The 18,756-nt window shown below is 61.7% G+C and carries 7 protein-coding genes; 5 read left to right on the forward strand and 2 right to left on the reverse strand.

Annotated features, from left to right (window positions below; translation table 11 throughout):
* Positions 1–18: 18 nt before the first annotated feature.
* On the reverse strand, positions 19–6,495 hold the full coding sequence (locus tag IHE39_RS14155) for an SDR family NAD(P)-dependent oxidoreductase (protein WP_192566891.1): 6,477 nt from the start codon (positions 6,493–6,495) through the stop codon (positions 19–21).
* Between the two features lie 400 nt (positions 6,496–6,895).
* Between IHE39_RS14155 and IHE39_RS14160 the strand changes: the two genes are divergently transcribed.
* Genes IHE39_RS14160 through IHE39_RS14175 form a run of 4 tightly spaced genes read left to right on the forward strand, consistent with a single transcriptional unit; the run spans position 6,896 to position 14,491 of the window.
* Positions 6,896–11,434 (forward strand): MupA/Atu3671 family FMN-dependent luciferase-like monooxygenase, encoded by a 4,539-nt coding sequence (locus IHE39_RS14160; protein ID WP_246485478.1) that lies wholly within the window; start codon positions 6,896–6,898, stop codon positions 11,432–11,434.
* Positions 11,434–12,132: a 4'-phosphopantetheinyl transferase family protein gene (locus IHE39_RS14165; RefSeq protein ID WP_192566893.1), complete on the forward strand. Its 699-nt coding sequence runs from the start codon at positions 11,434–11,436 to the stop codon at positions 12,130–12,132. Before IHE39_RS14160 ends, IHE39_RS14165 begins: the two co-directional genes overlap by 1 nt.
* Positions 12,123–13,403 (forward strand): glycosyltransferase, encoded by a 1,281-nt coding sequence (locus IHE39_RS14170; protein ID WP_192566894.1) that lies wholly within the window; start codon positions 12,123–12,125, stop codon positions 13,401–13,403. Before IHE39_RS14165 ends, IHE39_RS14170 begins: the two co-directional genes overlap by 10 nt.
* Before the next feature lie 35 nt (positions 13,404–13,438).
* Entirely contained in the window at positions 13,439–14,491 is a 1,053-nt protein-coding gene (locus IHE39_RS14175) for a hypothetical protein (protein ID WP_192566895.1), read from the forward strand.
* A 9-nt stretch (positions 14,492–14,500) separates the two neighbouring features.
* On the opposite strand, the gene IHE39_RS14180 is transcribed toward IHE39_RS14175, so the two are convergent.
* Positions 14,501–17,143: a glycoside hydrolase family 9 protein gene (locus IHE39_RS14180; RefSeq protein ID WP_192566896.1), complete on the reverse strand. Its 2,643-nt coding sequence runs from the start codon at positions 17,141–17,143 to the stop codon at positions 14,501–14,503.
* Between the two features lie 196 nt (positions 17,144–17,339).
* On the opposite strand from IHE39_RS14180, the gene IHE39_RS14185 reads away from it, so the two are divergent.
* Entirely contained in the window at positions 17,340–18,683 is a 1,344-nt protein-coding gene (locus IHE39_RS14185; RefSeq protein ID WP_192566897.1) for an O-antigen ligase family protein, read from the forward strand.
* Positions 18,684–18,756 lie beyond the last annotated feature (73 nt).

Raw genomic sequence — 18,756 nt, forward strand, 5'->3', positions numbered from 1 at the left:
GTCATGCTCCGACCCTGGCTACTCGGCTGCCATGCCGTAGACCGCACCACCCAACGGTTCCTTCAGCCGCTTCTTGATCCGGTCGGCAAGGATGCGCACAAAAGGCTCAAGCACCATGCCGTCATGGTCTCCCGGTACCTCCTGCACGGTCAGATCGGCGACATAGGGCGTCCAGCCATTGTCGGCCATGGCAATGTTGCGGCCGTCTTGCAGCATACGCCCGCCGCTCAGGCGATAAATGACGTTGAGCTTCGGCCGAAGCAGCAGCACCCTTCCCGCATAGGGCTTCAGCTCATAGCGGGGAAGCGCCATGCGGAAAGCGGTTTCGATCGCCAGATTGTGGAATTGCTCGGAGGCTTGCTCAGCCCGCTCGGCATCGGCACGGCCCCCGGCTTGCTGTTTCCAACGCCGGCGGTCGCCGATCCAGTTGGCAACGAAGTTCAGGCGCTCCCGGCGCAGGTCCTGAACCTTCATGAAGAGCCTGTCGCGCAAAGATAGCGGAGGTTGCGTCGGCAAGGGCGTATCCAGCAGGATCAGTTGTGCGACTTCCTCACCTTGGTCGCGCAGCTGCTGCGCCATCTCGTATGCGACGAGACCCCCGCCGGAAAACCCTCCCAACAGATACGGGCCGTGCGGTTGGACGGCTCGGACCTCCTTCAGATTATCGCGCGCCATCGCAATGAGACTGTCGTGTGGTTCTTGTTCTCCATAGAGGCCACGCGCCTGGAGCCCATAGATCGGTCGATCGGTGCCGAGTTGCATGGCCAGCTGTCGAAGATTGAGTACATTGCCGAACATGCCAGCGCACAGGAAGAACGGCGTTGCGCCGCCCGAGCGCCCCGAAGTCATGGCGACAAGGTGGGTCGCCTTCTCGATCTTCTTGTCATCCGGAGCGGCGCCGCCTTCCGTCTTGGCAGAAAGCGGCACGGCCTGCTCGCCGATAAGCGCCGCGCACTCGGCGATGGTCGGGGCCTCGAACAGGACCGAGATCGGCAGGTCGAGCGCGAACCGCTTCCTGATCATGCGGAACAGGCGCACCGCGATCAAAGAATGGCCGCCGATGTCGAAGAAACTGTCGTGCACGCCGATCTTTTCGACACCAAGCAATTCGGTCCAGAAACCTGCAAGGGTGCGTTCTATCTCGTCTCGCGGCGCGACGTAGTCATTGTCGAGGTCGGGACGCTCGAAGACCTCGCCAGAGCCTTGGATTTCCAGGCGCGGTTGCGCTGCCCGCTTGCGCAACGCGCCAAGATCCATCGAACTGACGATCGGTTGCGGCTGACCGCTCCGGAGCGCGCGGATCATCGCTTCGAAGCCTTCTGAGGGAAGGATGCCCTGGCTGACTTGAGCGGCGAGCTGCAAAGCCGCTGGCGAGAGTTGCTCCTTGTCATCGCCTGCAGACTTGCGCGCGCGATCGACGCTATGCGACGCTGCCAAAGCAAGATCGTCATCGAGCCGCTTCATCACGAAACGTTCGATCTCCGCAACGATGCTGCCGTCCGGTTCGGCAATGGTGATGTCGAAGGATGCGTAGCCGTCGCCGAGATCGGAGATTTTGCTAAGCCGTGCCCAACTGACGATCGTTTCAGGAAGTGTCCTAAACAGCGCGATGCTGCCATAAGACATCGGCGCCCATAGGGCGTGCGATGTGGCATGGCCGGGCGCGAGATCGAGCGCAAATCCGGTAGCGATATCCAGCAGCGCCGGATGCGCGATGAAGCCAGCAGCGATGTCGTTGCGATAGGCCCCGTCGAGGCTGAGTTCGGCGAAGGCTTCCCGGTCCCCGCGACCAAGCGAGCGCAGCACTTGCCAGCGCGGACCGAAGCGGATGTGGGCTTCCTGGACGGAGCGTAGTGCTGCTCCATCCTCGGCGCGCTGGCCTGCGATCAACCGCGCCGACGCTGCTGCCAGTTCTTCGGTTGCATGTGGCTTGGCGCGACGTTTGCGCAGTGTCGCTTCGCTGTGGAGGGTGAAACCTTCCGACACCACTTCGGCATCGGCGGCGGTCACGAACACGCGCTTGATGTCGCCGTCCGCCGCCAGTCGCACGCGCAGGATTTTCTCGCCCCGGTCGTCGACCTCGAGCGGACGGAGGAAGAAGAGATCTGCAATCTCTTGTCCCTGATCGGCGCCATATTCCTTGATCGCCTGCGCGATGATCTCGATCGTGCCGGTACCTGGCAGAATGGCCTGACCTGACACGAGCCGATGCTCGTCGAGCATCCAATGGCTGCGGGGCGAAATTCGTGTCTCAAGCCACACCTCGCCTTGTGCGTCCTCCACCCATTGGTTGAAGAACGGGCCCTGTGCTGAGCCACGATGTGGGTTTGGCGCTTCCAACTGGACGGTCTGACCCGTGGCTCGCGCGGCCAGTCCGACATCGTTCCAGACGCCCCAGTGCAAGGCAACGGTCTTTCGGGCGTGATCGGAGAAGCGGCTCTCAGCAAAGGCGTTGAGAAAGGCATTGGCGGCGACGTAATCGACTTGGCCGGCGGGCGCGGTATCGGTGCTGGTCGACGAAAACAGCACCAAGAGGTCGAGCGGCCTGTCCTTGAAAACCTGGTCGAGGACCACGGTGCCGTGCAGCTTAGGCGACAGCACATTCTCCATCTCCTCCAGCGATTTCAACTGGATCAGATTGTCGTCTACGAGACCCGCCGCGTGGAACACGCCATTGATGTCGCCAAAGGTGGCGCGCGCCTTTTCGGCTACCACCGTCATCTCTTCGACGTTGCTTACGTCAGCCGTCATGTAGAGCACTTCCGCGCCCATTGCTTCCAAGGTCTGGATCGCTTCGATGGCGCGGCGCGTGCGGTCGTTGCGCGAAAGCGGAAGGGTCTGATTTGCCCACTCACCCCGCGGCGGAAGTGCCAGGCGCCCGATCAGAACCAGCTTCGCCTGGTAACGTGACACCAGTTCGCCCGCGATGACCTGCGCAAGATCGCCCAGGCCACCGGTGATCAGATAAACGCCGCCTTCGCGCAGCAGACTGGCATCTGCGTTGGCGACGGAGAGGGGGTGTTTTTCGTAGCTGCGAACCCAGCGCCTGCCTTTTCGATAAGCAACCGTTTCAGAAGCGGGCGACGCGAAGATATCGTCCCACAACTGCTCGATTTGTTGGCCCAGCAGCGAGGTGGCGAAGTCGCTTGTCGGCTTCCGTGACCGCAACAAGCCGCCCTTATCTGGTAGCATCGGCGCGGAAAATTCAAGGTCGATGATGCGGACCGTGGCGCCGTGCATCTCCTTTGGCATGACGAGCGCGGGACCAAGGACGGTCGCTTTTTCCGGGTAGGGCAGGGGCTCGCTGCCCACCCGCTGCATGCCGTTTGTCACGACCGTGATCTTCGGCTCTAGGCCCTCGATGTCGCCAAGGGCCTGTGCGGTGAAGAACAGACTCTGAAAGCCTCGCTCCTGATTTCGGTTGAAGAAGTTGGAGCCCGGCCGGAAGGTTTCTTCACCCGTTACGAGCCAGAGGTGCACGATGCGCTCCGGGACACCGCCGTCGCCGGCGAGCCCTGAAAACAGCGCGTCATAGCCTGGCCGCTCTTGCTCTGGGCATAGCGTGTAGTCGCCGGCACCATGCTGAACAAAGCCGTCGCCCGCCTTGACCGTCGCAACGCGATGTCCCTTGGCGCGAAGCCTCTCGACCAGCGCTGTACCAAGGCCGGTGTCGTCCATGAAGATTAGCCACGAAGCAGGCTGGGCGTCTGCGTCGCTCGCTACATCAGCCAAAGCCTGTCTCCAGCTTGGCCGGTAACCCCAGTCCGCCATATCAGCCAGCTTGCCGATGAAGTCCTGCTCGCTGTCGTTTGCTGCGGCTGCGACACTGCGCTCGATGAAGTAGCGCTGATGCTGAAACGGATAGGTTGGTAGCGACACGCGCCGCGCGCCGCTTCCCTCCCATAGCCTGGCAAGGCTCAAGTCGAGACCGGTCGCCCAGGCGCGGCCCATCGCGGCGAGGAAGTGCACGCGGTCGTCGGTGACATCGTCGGCATGCGGCAGACTGTTGATGACCTGGTTCGCCTCGATGCCCGGCTGGAGCTTGACCAGCGACGACAGGGCGCGGCTCGGGCCGACCTCGACATAGACACGCCCCGGCTGCGCCGAAAGCGTGGCCAAGCCCTTGGCGAAATGCACGGTCGATCGAAGATGCCGGACCCAGTAGAGCGGGTCGCGCGCCTGAGCCTCGCTCAGCCATTCCCCGGTCAGATTCGAGACGATTGGGATGGTCGGCGCGCGCAGGTCGATGCTGCGGAGGAAGGCTTCGAAGCGGTCGAGGATCGGGTCCAGCATCTGCGAATGCGCTGCGATGTCGATGGCAATGCGCGATGCGTCGATGCCGTGCTCGGCGAGCCTGCTGCGCAGTGCTTCCAGATCCTCGTTGCGGCCCGAAACCACGCAGAGTTCGGGTGCGTTCACCGAGGCGAGGTCGAGGGCCGGGTTCATGTATTGCAAAAGCGCTTCGGGCGACAAGGGAACTGACAGCATGCCGCCGGCCTCGACCGTGTCGAACAGTTCGCCGCGCAGGCGAACGAGATTGACCACGTCGCGGAAGCTCATGACGCCTGCGATGCAGGCGGCGGCATTCTCGCCCATCGAGTGACCGATCAGCGCCGATGGCTTGATGCCCCAGCGCAGCCACAGGCGGGCGATGGCAATTTCGACGATCAGAATGGCGGGAAGCTGGACAGAAGGCCGCAGGAAATCGCTGGCCGCCTGGGATGGGTCGGTGTCACGGGTGAGCCAGACGCGGCGGATCTCGGACGCGGCTTCTGGCTTGAGATAATTCAAGCCCTCATCAACCGTCGCACGAAATCCTGCATCCTCACCGTAGAGGCTGCGCGTCATGCCCACATGCTGCGCCCCGCCGCCGGGAAATAGGAATACGGCATTTGCGGCTTCGATAGTGCTGTGGCTGTGGACGCGCTTTGGGTCGGTACCAGAGAGTAGGGCGGTCGCCTCGTCGCGGCTGCGTGCCGCGATGGCACGGCGGTGCTCAAAATGCTTTCGGCCCGCAAACAAGGTGTAGGAGACGTCGGCAAGCGCCAGTGATGGCTGTCGCACCAATTCCTCTCCGACCTGCTCCATCGCACGGTCGAGCGCCTTGCGATTCTTGGTGGCAAACACGAAGAGCTGCGGCTCCCGTTCGCCCATGCTCGCTGCACCGGTAACTGGCCTAGGTGCTTCCTCAAGTATCGCATGCGCGTTGGTACCGCCGACGCCCAGCGAGTTCACTGCCGCACGTCGCGGACCGGCGCCTCTTGGCCAGGAGGTCAGCTTGTCGTTGACGATGAACGGGCTGCGAGCGAAGTCGATGGCCGGATTTGGCTTTTCGAAGTTCAGCGTCGGCGGCATTTCGCCATGCTTGAGCGCCAACGTCGTCTTGATGATGCTGACCACGCCGGCAGCAGTGTCGAGGTGGCCGATATTCGATTTCACCGAGCCTACACGGCAAAAGCCGGTACGGACAGTGCTCTGCCGGAAGGCCTGGGTCAGCGCCTCGATCTCGATCGGATCGCCGAGATAAGTGCCGGTTCCATGGCATTCGACATATTGGATGTCATCGGCTGAGACACCGGCGAGACCTTGCGCCTCTATAATCGCCTCGGCCTGGCCGGTGACGCTCGGTGCGAGATAGCCGGCCTTGCTGCTGCCGTCATTGTTGACAGCTGTCGCCTTGATGACAGCGTGGATGATGTCGCCGTCGGCGATCGCGTCGGTCAGCCGCCGCAGGACGACCACGCCGGCGCCGCTGCCGAAAACGGTGCCGTCAGCGCGATGGTCGAAGGCGCGGCAATGGCCGTCAGTCGAGAGGATTTCGCCGTCTTGAAAGAGATAACCACGCCGGTGCGGCAACTCGATCGTGACGCCGCCAGCCAGCGCCATTTCGCATTCGCCGGCAAGCAGGCTCTGGCAGGCGGTATGAATTGCAACGAGCGAGGTCGAGCAGGCGGTCTGGACGTTTATGCTCGGACCGCGAAGGTCGAAGGCGAACGAGGCGCGGGTGGCCAGGAAGTCCTTGTCGTTGCCGGTATGGCGCAAAAGGAACATACCAACCTGGTCGACGAGCTGGCGGTTGCTGCAGACGTTGAAATAGAAATAGGAGCCCATGCCGCAGCCAGCGAAGACGCCGACGGGACCGGCACTCGAATCCGGCGTACGCCCGGCATCTTCCATGGCCTCCCAGGCGCATTCCAGGAAATGCCTGTGCTGGGGATCCATGATCGCCGCTTCCTTGGGGCTCAGCCCGAAGAATTCGGCATCGAACATCTCCATGCCTGGCAGTTCGGAGGTGCGGCGCACATAATTCGGCAGATGGATGCGCGCGGCGGACTCACCGCCAGCCAGCAGTTCTTCTTCCGTTACATCGCGGATGGATTCCACGCCGCCGCGCAAATTGTCCCAAAACTCGCGGACATTTCGCGCGCCGGGCACGCGAAGCGCCATGCCGATAATGGCGATGTCATTCGGAGACATCTGATCGGTTTCATGCATCACAAAATGTCCGTTATTCCATTTGGCATTTGTCGATGCGTCGTCCCCGACCGCAACACCAGCCAATATCTATCCGTTCTGCAGGGCAAATTCATTCTAAGGAACAGGGAAATGAAAACGACGTTAAGCTTTCCGTCACGAGGACACACTTGCGGCGAGTTCCACGATATTGACTCCACTGCAATGAAACAGCCTTAACCAAACATTGAAGTCTTGATGGAAAACAGGGAGGGTATGCTCATTCTTGTTTAGATCAATTCGTATACAGATGCCGCAACAATCGCAGTTCACGGGGTCGGGCCACATGCCTTCGGGGCAATTGAAATGCGTTCTGATCGGGGACGAGTCGCTTCTGGTGCAATGCGCTGAGATCGTGCGGTCGCACGGCCATGCCATCGCAATGATCGTGACGAACAGCGCGTCGATCCGAAATTGGGCGCAAGCCCTTGATCTTTCGCTCTGCGCCTTTGATGGGAATGTCGAGCGGCAGCTTGCGAATGTTGACTATGACTGGCTTTTCAGTGCCGCCAATCTGCGCATCATTCCCGATGCGCTTTGGCAAACTGCAAGGCAAGGTGCGGCGAATTTCCATGACGGACCGTTGCCGCGTTATGCCGGCCTCAACGCGCCGGCCTGGGCCATCCTGGAAGGCGAAGCAAACCACGGCGTCACCTGGCACGCGCTGACGGCACGGGTCGACGAGGGTGAAATCTACACCCAGCGCATGGTCGAGATCGGCTCGGACGAAACGGCACTCACCCTCAATACGAGATGCTTCGAAGCCGGCATCGCGACCTTCGAGGAGATGCTGTTCGCCATCGAAGCGGGCACGCTTACGCCGCGGCCGCAGGATCTGTCGCAGCGAACCTATTATGCCAGGGACCGTCGCCCACCGGTGGCCGGAACGCTGCGCATCGATCGGGACGCGCAGTCCCTGTCGCGTTTGGTGCGCGGGCTCGATTTCGGTTCGGGCTATGCCAACCCGCTGGCTTGCGCGAAAATCCGGACGGAAGACGGCCTGTTCGCCATCACGAAGTTCGAGCTCCTCGGCCACGCCGACGGGCAACCCGCAAGCACGGTGATTTCGGTTTCTGATGACGGCGCCGTCATTGCCGCGGCGGACCAACAGGTGCTGGTGCAGGGAATTGGCCTTGCGCGGAATGCGGGCAAGACGCTGAGTTCCTGCCTTCATCAGGGGATGCGCCTGCCGCTGTTGACCGATGCCGAAGAGCAGGCGCTGGACGAGGCAGTCGCCCGGGCCGCCCCCCATGAGAGGCGTTTTCGCGAGGCGCTTGCCGCTGCGCGCGATATCGACCTGCCCGACGTCAAGGCATGGTCACCTGACGGCGGCGCGCAGGTAATCGCGCAGCCGTTGCGACTGCCGATCCCGGCAGGTTCGCGTGCAGCCACCATCGCGGCTTTCCTAGTGCGCTTCTCCGGCCAGGATTCCCTCGACATCGCCTATGCGACGGATGCCGTCGTGGCACTGGACAGCCAGTTTCCCGGATATTTCGCGAAGTCGGCTCCGTTCCGCATCGAGTCGTTGGATGGCGAAGCAGTCGGGTCATTCGTGGCCCGGACAAATGAAGCTTTGGGGAAGCTGCGCGAGGGCGGCACTTATGTGTCCGATCTCGCGGAGCGCGTTCCCGGACTGGCCCTTCCGCGCTTGACCATTGGGTTGGTTGAAGCCGCTTCACCCTCCCGGGCAACGCTCATCGATGGCACGGCGCTGACATTTGTGCTCGGCGAGGACGAGATGCTCGTGCTGGCCGATCGTGCTCGGATCGCGGATCGCGACCTTGCGGACATGCTTTCCCGATTGGGCATTTTCGCAGGCACATTTGTAGGTGGCGACAAGGTTTCAGATCTTCCGCTGATGTCGGAAGAAGAACGCCAGCGAGTGCTCTACGGCTGGAACGAGACCGTGCGCGACCACGATCGCACCATATGCGTCCACACGCTGATCGAGCGCCAAGCCGAGCTGACGCCCGATGCCGTTGCGGTCTCTTTCCGCGACCGTTCGCTGAGCTATCGCGAGCTCGACGAAAAGGCCAACCGCGTCGCCCACCGCCTCATCGAGCTCGGCGTGAAGCCGGACACGCTGGTTGGCCTGCATGTCTCGCGTTCGCCAGAACTCGTCATCGGCGCATTGGCCATTCAGAAGGCAGGCGGCGCCTATGTGCCGCTCGATCCGATGTTCCCGGCCGACCGGTTGGCCCTGATGGTTGAAGACAGCGGCGCACCGGTGGTGCTCAGCGAGCGAGCGCTCGACGGGGCACTGGCCGTCGACGGCGCCCGGCGCGTGAACATTGAAGACATCCTAGCGGCTCCAGGTAGTGCCGAGCGGCCGCGCAGCGGTGTGACCTCGGCCAACTTGGCCTACATGATCTACACGTCGGGTTCGACAGGACGCCCCAAAGGCGTGATGGTCGAGCATCGCAACATCGCGAATTTTTTCGTCGGGATGGACGACCGCATTACGATCGACGAAGCCGGGCAGCCGGTATGGCTCGCCGTCACCAGCCTGTCCTTCGACATCTCGGTGCTGGAGCTCTTCTGGACGCTGGCGCGTGGTTTCAAGGTGGTGATCCATGCAAGCGAGGTGCATGACCACAAGAACGCGGCACCGACAGCGGGGCGCCGCCGCGCAAGCGGTAAGGCACCGATGGATTTCGGCCTGTTCTACTGGGGCAATGACGACGGAGCAGGGCCGGCAAAATATCGGCTATTGCTGGAAGGCGCAAAGTTCGCCGACGAGCATGGCTTCCAGGCGTTGTGGACACCTGAGCGGCATTTCCACGCCTTTGGAGGCCCCTATCCAAATCCGGCGGTGACAGGAGCCGCGGTCGCTGCAGTGACGAAAAACCTGGCGATCCGCGCCGGCTCCTGCGTTCTGCCGCTGCACCACCCGGCACGCGTCGCCGAGGAGTGGGCGGTTCTCGACAACATCAGCAATGGTCGCGTTGGCCTGGCCTTCGCCTCTGGCTGGATGCCTGAGGATTTCGTGTTGCGGCCGGAGAACGCTCCGCCGCACAACAAGGCCGCCCTACTGCGCGATATCGAGACGGTTCGACGCCTATGGCGTGGCGAGAAGGTCGACTTCGATTTCGGTGCGGGCAAGATCGGCGTGGTTACACTGCCGCGACCTGTGCAGAAGGAACTGCCGATCTGGATCACCACGGCAGGCAATACCGACACCTATCGAGAGGCGGGCCGCCTGGGCGCGAATGTGCTGACCCATCTGCTCGGCCAGTCGATCGACGAGCTTGCTGGAAAGATCCGCGTCTATCGCGAGGCGCTCACCGAAGCGGGCCACGACCCGAGCGCGCACAAGGTCACGCTGATGCTGCACACGCTGCTCGGCGAGGATCGTGAGGAAGTGCGGGAGCGTGCGCGCGGTCCAATGAAGGACTATCTGCGCAGTGCCGCAGCGCTCATCAAGCAATATGCCTGGGCCTTCCCAGCCTTCAAGAAGCCGCAGGGCGTGGTCCAGCCGATGGACATTGACCTGCAGTCGCTGCAGGCCGACGAACTCGACGCTATCCTCGAATTCGCCTTCCTGCGCTATTTCGAAGACAGCGGCCTGTTCGGCACGGTTGAGGACGCTCTCACGCGCGTCGACCAGATCGCGGCCATCGGGGTCGACGAGGTTGCCTGCCTGATAGACTATGGCATCCCGAGCGACATCGTGCTGGAGCGGTTGAAGCCGCTGGCCGAGGTGGTCGCCCGGGCGCGCGGGATGGACGTAGGCGAAACGATGCCGCAGAGTGCGCTTTCGGCCGATATCGCGGCTCATGGCGTGACACATCTGCAGTGCACGCCGTCCATGGCGCGCATGTTCTTGGTCAATGAAGAGGATAGGCAAGCTCTCAAGCAGGTCCGCCATCTCCTTATTGGCGGTGAGGCGTTGCAGGCCTCACTGCTTGCCGAATTGCGCAAGACGACCTCCGCGCCAGTTGAAAACATGTATGGCCCGACGGAAACGACCATCTGGTCGTCGACCATGACGGCCGACATCGGCGAGGGCGTTGTGCCGCTCGGCAAGCCGATCGCCAACACGCAACTCTATGTGCTTGATGCGGCGTTGCGTCCGGTCGCGCCTGGTATGGCGGGCGAACTCGTCATTGGTGGCGAAGGTGTGGCGCGAGGCTATTTCGGTCGCGAGGATCTGACTCGTGAGCGCTTCGTGGCGAACCCCTTCGCCGATGGCAGGATGTATCGCACCGGCGACCTCGTGCGCTACACGACTGACGGCGTGTTGCAGTTCCTGGGTCGCACCGATCATCAGGTCAAAGTGAGGGGCTATCGCATCGAGCTTGGCGAGATCGAGTCGCGGATCGCGGAGTTTCCCGGTGTTGCCGAGACCATCGTTGTTGCCCGCGAGGATCGCGCCGACGATGTGCGTATTGTCGCCTATCTGCGACTCGGGGAAGGAAAATTCGACGAGACTGCCCTGCGCGCTCATTTGGCGAAGTCGCTGCCGGAATATATGGTGCCCGCGCATTTCGTCATGCTTAACGTGTTCCCGCTGACGCCAAACGCCAAGGTGGACCGCAAGGCGCTGCCGAGGCCTGAGGCAAAGCGCGAGGCCGAAACCGAGATCTATGTGGCGCCAGCCGATAAAGTGCAGCGCGAGATCGCCGAAACCTTCCGCCGCATCCTCGGTGTTGAGCGCGTCGGGCTCAATGACAGCTTCTTCGCGCTCGGAGGTCACTCACTGCTGGCGGTGCAGGCGCATCGAGAGTTGAAGACGTCGATCGCGCCCGACATCGCCATCACCGATCTGTTCCGTTTCCCGACAGTCGCGGCACTGTCTGGGCATCTTGCCGACCGTGGCAAATCCGACGAGCGGCTTAGCCAGGTTGCCGATCGCGCTGCCATGCGCCGTGCTGCACTCGGCGACCGACGCGCTGCGATGCAGCGCATGCGAGATGGCTGATGAGCCTTCTCGCTACACTATTCGAGCCCGGTGTTGGCGTTGCGACCGCTGATCCATCACGGCCGGCTGCAAGCCTCTATCCTGCCGAAGAGGCATTTGTATCTCACGCGGTAGAACAACGAAGGCGCGAATTCGCTATCGGGCGCGATTGCGCGCGCATGGCGATGCGAACGCTCGGCATTCCAGCGCAGGCCGTCCCCGCCGGAGGCGACCGCGCTCCCATCTGGCCGGATGGCATAGTTGGCTCGATCAGTCACTGCGACGGGCTATGCGGTGCAGTGGTTGCCAGAAGAGCACATGGTTTCCGCTCGCTTGGACTTGATATCGAGCCAGCCAGCCCACTGGACGATGATCTTATGGATGCGATCTGCACTGGGCAGGAAATCGACTGGCTGGAGGCGCTACCGGCTTGCCAGAGCGGTCTCATGGCGCGGGCGATCTTCAGCGCCAAGGAAACAGTGTACAAGACCCAGTACCCTCTCAGTGGCCAGTTGATTGATTTTCACGCTGTTTCGATCCGCCTCGACATGGCGGCGGCGCGCTTCGCGGCGACGTTTCATGTCAATGCCAGCCCATTTCGTGTTGACGAACAGTTGCAAGGCCGGTTTGCCATCGATGCCGGTTTCATCGTCACGGCCATGGTCCTGAAAGGCGTGCAAGCGAAAACTGCGCGGCAGGAATTCACCACATGGGCCTGATACATACTGTCGAGCCGAGCGATACGGATGATGTCGCCGATGCGTCTCGCGACGAGACTTTGCTGTTGGTTACGATGGTGCGGTTGCGGCAAGGGCCGCGCGGGCTCCAGCTCGACGACCAGACTTGTGCTGGCCTCGCGCGCTGGGCCGAGCGCTTCAAGGGGGTGGTCTTCTGCGGCCTTCTGATGGAAGGCGATGCAGAGGACGACACGTCCGTGACTTGGGTCGATGTCGATACGTTGCCGGACAGTAACCGGCTGCGGTTCCTGGCCTTGCCTTTCGCCTACAAGGTAGGTGCGTTTTCGCGCGCCTATCGCGCAACGCGCGCGCTGCTCGCCGAGGAAGTAGGCAAAGCGGACAGACTTTGCTTCACCATTGGCTGCATCTTTGGCGACTGGGGTGCGGTTGGCGGGTTGGAAGCGATCCGGCAGGGGCGCAAGTTTGCCGTATGGTTCGACAGGGTCGAATATGACGTGCTGCGTAATACGCTGCATACGATGAGCTTCAAGCGCCGCTTCAAGGAGCGCATGACGCTGCCTTTCATGAAGATCTATCACCACTATCTGGTCCGCCGATCTTCGCTCGGGCTCTTCCAGGGCATGGACACATTCAACGCCTTTGCCGCTTCGTCAAGCAACCCGGCCTGCGTCTACGACGTCCATACGCGGCGGGAGGATTTCATCGCGGCTGCCGACGTTATGCTCAAGGCTGCGCAAGTCGAGGCGGGCGTGCCGTTGAAAATCACCTATGTCGGGCGCGCTGCGGCGATGAAGGGCCCGGAGGATTGGTTGCGGGCCATCCATGACGCTGTACAGGCAGGCGTTGATCTGCACGCGACATGGCTCGGCGACGGCCCGCTTCTGCCGCAGATGAGGTCGATGGTGGACCAGCTTGGGCTGGCCGGGCAGGTCGAGCTCGTAGGCTATGTGGGAGACCGCGAAACGGTGCTCGATAGGCTTCGGCAGAGCCACCTCTTCCTGTTTTGTCACAAGACGGCGGAATCACCACGCTGCCTGATCGAGGCGCTGGTTTCCGGCTGTCCTATCGTCGGCTACGGTGCCCCCTATCCGCAGGGCCTTGTCGAGGGCGAAGGCGGTGGCGCCTTCAGCCGCATGGATGATTTCGACGGCCTCGCTGCGCTGATCGTCGCACTTGACCGCGACCGAAAACGCCTCGCCGGGCTCGTACGTGACGCTGCTGCCACCGGCCGGAAGTTCGACGAGGCAACGCTCTATCGCAAGAGAGCCGGCCTGATCGCGGCCCATGCGTGATGCGGTTCCTGTCAATTCTGGCCTTGAGCGTCGCCATGTCAGGCCTTGCTGTGCAGAATGCGGCGACGCCGGCTCTGCGGGCTGAGGCCAAAACATTGACCGCCGCACCGTCCAGCCTTTTCGTATCCGGTCACAGCCTGACGGATCGACCCATGCTGGAGAAATTGGCCGAAATGGCCACTGGTTCGAGCCGGCCCATTGTCTGGAACATGCAGAATATTGGTGGCTCGTCCCTCGAGCAGCGCTCCATGGGGACCGATCCAGCGCGTCCCTGGTCCGGGTTTAGCTCGGGCACAGATCGTGATGGCGGCCCCGTTGATGTCTTGGCCGAATGGCGCGAACCCTCCGTTGGGGGCAGGTCGTACGATCTTCTGCTCGTGACGGAACTGCACTCTCTGCTAGATACGCTCATGCGGCAGGGGACAGTGCGCTATCTCAACGAGTTCCAGCGCCGCTTCCTCGAAACCAACCCCTCAGGGGCGATTTGGTTCATGGCGCCGTGGCTGAATGTTTCCGACAGGGAAGACCCACGCGACTGGATCGATTATGAGCGGCGGGCTTCGTCGGTCTGGCGATGCGTCGTGGAAGCCGCCAGCACTGGCGCTGCCCCTGGCGAACGTGGATCAGGCATCGGCTTCGTCCCGGCGAGCCTGGCCCTGGCTGAACTTGTGGACTACCTCACCAGCGCTTCCCGCGCGGGCTTCGAGAATATGACACCGGGCGATGTTGTGCGTTCGCTATTTACCGACACTGTCCACCTGACCGATCTTGGCGAAACTTATACGGCGCTGATCACCTTTGCGACAATCCATGGGCTGGATGCCGGGATGGTTGGCATGCCCGATAGGGAAGGCGACGCTCGAGCGCAGACGCTAAAGGCCTTCGCTACGGAATTCCTGCACGGTTACCGTGCTGCCGAGCCTTTGGAGCAATGTCCCAGCGGTGTTTCGCCTTCCTTTGCGTGGGCCTATGCGGAGTATGCCAACAAAATCTATCGTGCCGATTTTTCCTGGCCGCGCGCGGCGATCCAGCGGTGGCGCGATACCGCGCGCTTCGGCTGGAACCTGCGCAATGCCTTTGCCGATTGATCTTTCGTGTTACTGCCGGCCATGAAGGTAGAGCGCCAGTGCGGCCATCGTGCCGATAGACTGATGCACCGTATATTCCTGCTGCATGATCACCGAGGGGTGCTCTACCAGATATTCATGATAGGGCAGGGAAAAGCGCGGTGGTTCGATGCGCCGCTGGGCTGCGTTTTCGGCGGTGCCTGTCTCGGCAAGGGGTGACCATGGCGGCCCGAACACCCAGCCATAGGCGGTCGCCGCTTGCGGCGCAAAGCCGAAGATGGTGATGCCGCTTGGCGCAGCGACGCCCATCGCGCGGTGGTCCTCGTGCAGCGGATGCAGAATCTGCCGTGCCCCGAGTCCGGTCACGAAACTTAGGCCCACCTGATTGACCCCGACCATGGCCTGATATCCCTGTTCCATGACCCGCAGGATCTGAGGGTCATTCGACAGAAGATGCGCGCGCATCAGCGTCTGCACCTGGTTGTAGTCCGGCGCGCCGCCTTCGCCCCAGCCTGCGGGCGCGTCGGGATGCTTCATGTTCGGATAGGCGGCTTGTTGCTGCGCGCCCGTGATGATTACGGCTTCCGCGACAAACCTCGCGGCAATCTCTTCACCTATCCCCGCATCCGAACCCGCCGTTTTGAGATAGTCCCATGCGGCATCACCCTTGTGTGCGAAGAGCCCCTGGTCCTCGCGCCACGATGCTTCGAAGATACCTCTATGCTCCGGACTGCCGAGCAGCCTGTAGAGAGCCGCGGCCGCTGCGCGGCGATATTCCTTGGCGACCTTCTGCAGTTGTTCGCGGCGTGGCGACCAACCATCCGGTCCGAACGCGGCGGTCTCCACAGCCGCCGCGATCGCTTCGCGATAAAACGCATCAGGGTCCGCAAAGCCGCGTTCGGCGGCAGTCCAAGCGGCGCGAGCACTGTCTTCGAACAGGATGGCGGCGTCGAATTTGCCTAGCGTTTTCAAAACGCGTGCCAGCTTGGCGGCGACGGCTGCGTATTTGTAAGTCGAGATATGGTCTGGCGCGTACGCGTAGACCTCTTGTCGTTCAAGATAGCTCGGCTCGCCGAGCAAAGGGTGCGCTGCGCTTTCGATGCCGCCGCGAATGCTTCCGTCATCGGTCTGGAGCCGGCGGAAGAAGTCCATGGCCCAGATTGCTTCTTGGACAACATCAGGAAGGTCGTCGGTATCACGATATGCTGGATTCGCCAGCAGGGCGCTCGATTTAGGCACATTGAACTTGAGTGCGCGCTGGCCCTTGGGCAACGCCTCAAAGGCGTCGAGTAGCAGCGAGGCTACCTCGACATGCTGGATACGGCGGTCCCAGTCGCCCGCGTCCATGTAACCGCCCCAATAGCTGTCCGGCGCTTTTTTTTCGGTATGCCAGCGTGGTTTCACACCCTCCTCAAAGGGGATGAAACCCGTATCGAAATTGGACGACCAGGCCAGTGGCAGCCTGCTTTCGATGACTGTCATGCCGAGGCCCGGCCGGAATGCCAATGGCCGCCGATAGCCAAAGCGCCCGTCGATCTCGATGCCGCTGCGTTGGTGGTAGAGTCCCGTCATCGAATTGTGCGCGGCGTTCAACCAAACATCCGTTCCTACCGCAAACGCGTCGGAAACACCGAGACCGGGAACACGAAGACGGAATGGCCCGCCAGATTGCGGCGCCCAAGCGGAATAGTCGAGTTCGAAGACGAAGGTTCCGGCCCGGTTGGCGCTGTACGCAGGTGCGACGGTTGCTCCAGAAGAGAGTGCTGCCGGAAGCGCCCCGTCCGAATCGGCGAGCGTGAACGCGTTGGCAGTGGCGTCTGCCACCGTACCGAAGACTGCGCGTGCATCCTGTTCGCCGCCCAGCCGCTCCAAGCTCACGCGTTGTCCATCGGTCAGGCCGTGTGGGGCAACCGTCGTCACGCGCCTTGTATTTGTGTCGAGCGATCGGATTGCGATGCGCGGCGCAGTCGCTGCAGTGTAGTCGAGCAAAGTTTTGGGCAAACCATTGCCCGGCTCGGCATCGTCAGGGCTCTTGCGCAGGCTTACGACACCAGAGAAAACCGTCATACCTTCAGGATCTACGACGTCGAAACCGTTGATATGGTAATCCCTGAAGTCGACCGCACCGTCGTTCTTGCCGCCCGGCAGCCAGAGCGCAAGGTAGGCGGTCTTCGTGGCATCCTTGATCGCGTGTCCAAGTTGCGTCGAGCGGATCGCCATCGCGCGGGTTGTCCGGTCGTCGAAGGTGAAGCTTTGGTCCGCAAGCATACCGTTTGGCCAGCGGATGACATGTTTGCCCTGGGGCAGGGGTCCATCGAGCTTGAGATAAATCTGGTGCTTGAAAGCAGCACCCGTCCGCGTGTCGCCATTCGGGCCGGGGTAGAGGCCGGAATCGTAAGGCATGGATTTGCGATGAACTGCGATGACGCGTCGGCCGCCGATTTCGCCGTAAAGGCCGGCGGCATCCACGCTGTTGCGATCAAGGAAAATATCGGGGGGCGTGTCGGCAAGCCGGGCATGGGCCGCCTTCGGTCCAATGACCAGGCCGGGCACGCCATCGACAGCAATCCAGCGTCCAAGCATCTGGGGCTTCGGCTGCGGCAGGGCCATGATCTGCCCGCGCAAAAACGAGGGATCGCGCAGTTCAACAGCGATGATGTCGGGCGTCGCCATGGTGACTTCCCCAACTTCGATATCACGCGAACTGGCCCGAGCAGTCGCCGGGAAAGCTAGCAACGCTATGAGGAGGATGCGAAAAGCGAAGACCACGTTATCGTTAACCTTCCGTCGGACTACTCTCGGCCGTTAACCCGGAGTTCCCAGGCGCCATGTTATTGCATTGATGTCGCGGCATAAGGGTTATCGTTCCTTGAAATTCGGCGTGCTTTTTCTCGCTTTGCTTGCGATTTTTCCGCTCGGCCTGCTGTTGCGGAGCACGCCCGTGCTGCGCAAGCCATTTTGGATATGCTTCGGTGCCCTGCCGTTTTTTGCCGCCGCCATCCCTCTATTCGATGTAGGCCTCCTGTCCTGGGCTGGTCGTTGGGTGGGTTTTGTCTATGGTCTTCAGATATCGATTGTCGATATTCTTGCCGCCTCCGCTCTTTTTGCAATGCCGCGTGGCAAGTTGCCGCTGTGGTGCAAGCTGCCGTTTCTTTTCTACATTCTCGCCGCTGCCCTTTCGCTGCTACAAGCCGCCGAGCCGGTAGCTGCGAGTTTCGGTGTGCTGCAATTCGCCCGCATCTTCCTGGTGATGGTGGTCGTGGCACGCGCCAGCACTTCTGATCCAGAAGTGCCCTTGTTGATGCTCAAAGGCATGGCGATTGGTATTGCGGCGCATTTCGTAGCTGTCTTGTACCAGCGGTTCCAGCTTCACCTGCCGCAGACGATGGGCCTCTTCATCCATCAAAACACGCTCGGCATGGCAGCACATTTCGTCCTCTTCCCGCATCTTGCCCTGCTTCTGGCTGGCTACCGCAATGTCCGTTATCTGGTCACCACTGTTGTGGCGACCATCGTCGTCGTCGTTTTCACGGCGTCGCGCGCGGCAGTCGGCTTTTCGGTCATAGGCCTGGGGACGCTGTTCGTGACGCAGGCGCTTGCAGGCCTGACACAGCGCAAGATGGCGGTCGGCTTTGCCGCGCTCGCCTCCCTTCTGATCGTGGCGCCGCTGGCGATTTCCACCTTTTCCAACCGCTTCGAGCTCAATCCGCTGGGCGAAAGCCAGTATGACGAGCGTGCTGCCTTCAATCGCGCAGCGTCCTTCATCCTCGATGACCATCCGCTCGGCGTTGGCATCAATCACTATGTCCACGTTGCGCGAGACCTCGGTTACTCCGAGCGCGCCGGCGTCATCGGCTTTGAAGGCAATCGCAACAACATTGTCCATAATGCCTATTGGCTGACTGCTGCCGAGGCCGGATATCCAGGCGTCCTGGCATTTTGCGTCATGCTCATTGTTCCATTGTTTGTCGCGTGGCGGACCGGCTGGCGCATGCGCCACACGCTGGAGGGAAATTTGCTGCTCGGCTTCGGCGTAACGCTGCTCGTCGTCTATCTCCATTCTTTCTATGAATGGGTGATCTTCGCCCGGGAGATTCAGTATCTCTTGACCATGACGATGGGCATGGTCTTTGGCATAGCCCTGCGCCTCAGAGCGCCGGCAGCAGAGGGCAATCCTTTGCCGATGAAGGCGATGCGATTGAATGCGCAATGAGGATAGAATTAACCATGAACGGTGAATTTCGGGGGGTCAGAAGGGTTTCCTCGCGGATCACTGAACATCTTCA

This window comes from Aminobacter carboxidus, assembly GCF_014863355.1.
Classification (GTDB): domain Bacteria; phylum Pseudomonadota; class Alphaproteobacteria; order Rhizobiales; family Rhizobiaceae; genus Aminobacter; species Aminobacter carboxidus.

Excerpts from the sequence above, each read along its gene's own strand:
- IHE39_RS14155 (WP_192566891.1), bottom strand. The coding sequence starts at position 6,495 with ATGCATGAAACCGATCAGATGTCTCCGAATGACATCGCCATTATCGGC.
- IHE39_RS14175 (WP_192566895.1), top strand. The coding sequence starts at position 13,439 with ATGTCAGGCCTTGCTGTGCAGAATGCGGCGACGCCGGCTCTGCGGGCT.
- IHE39_RS14180 (WP_192566896.1), bottom strand. The coding sequence starts at position 17,143 with ATGGCGACGCCCGACATCATCGCTGTTGAACTGCGCGATCCCTCGTTT.
- IHE39_RS14165 (WP_192566893.1), top strand. The coding sequence starts at position 11,434 with ATGAGCCTTCTCGCTACACTATTCGAGCCCGGTGTTGGCGTTGCGACC.
- IHE39_RS14170 (WP_192566894.1), top strand. The coding sequence starts at position 12,123 with ATGGGCCTGATACATACTGTCGAGCCGAGCGATACGGATGATGTCGCC.
- IHE39_RS14160 (WP_246485478.1), top strand. The coding sequence starts at position 6,896 with ATGATCGTGACGAACAGCGCGTCGATCCGAAATTGGGCGCAAGCCCTT.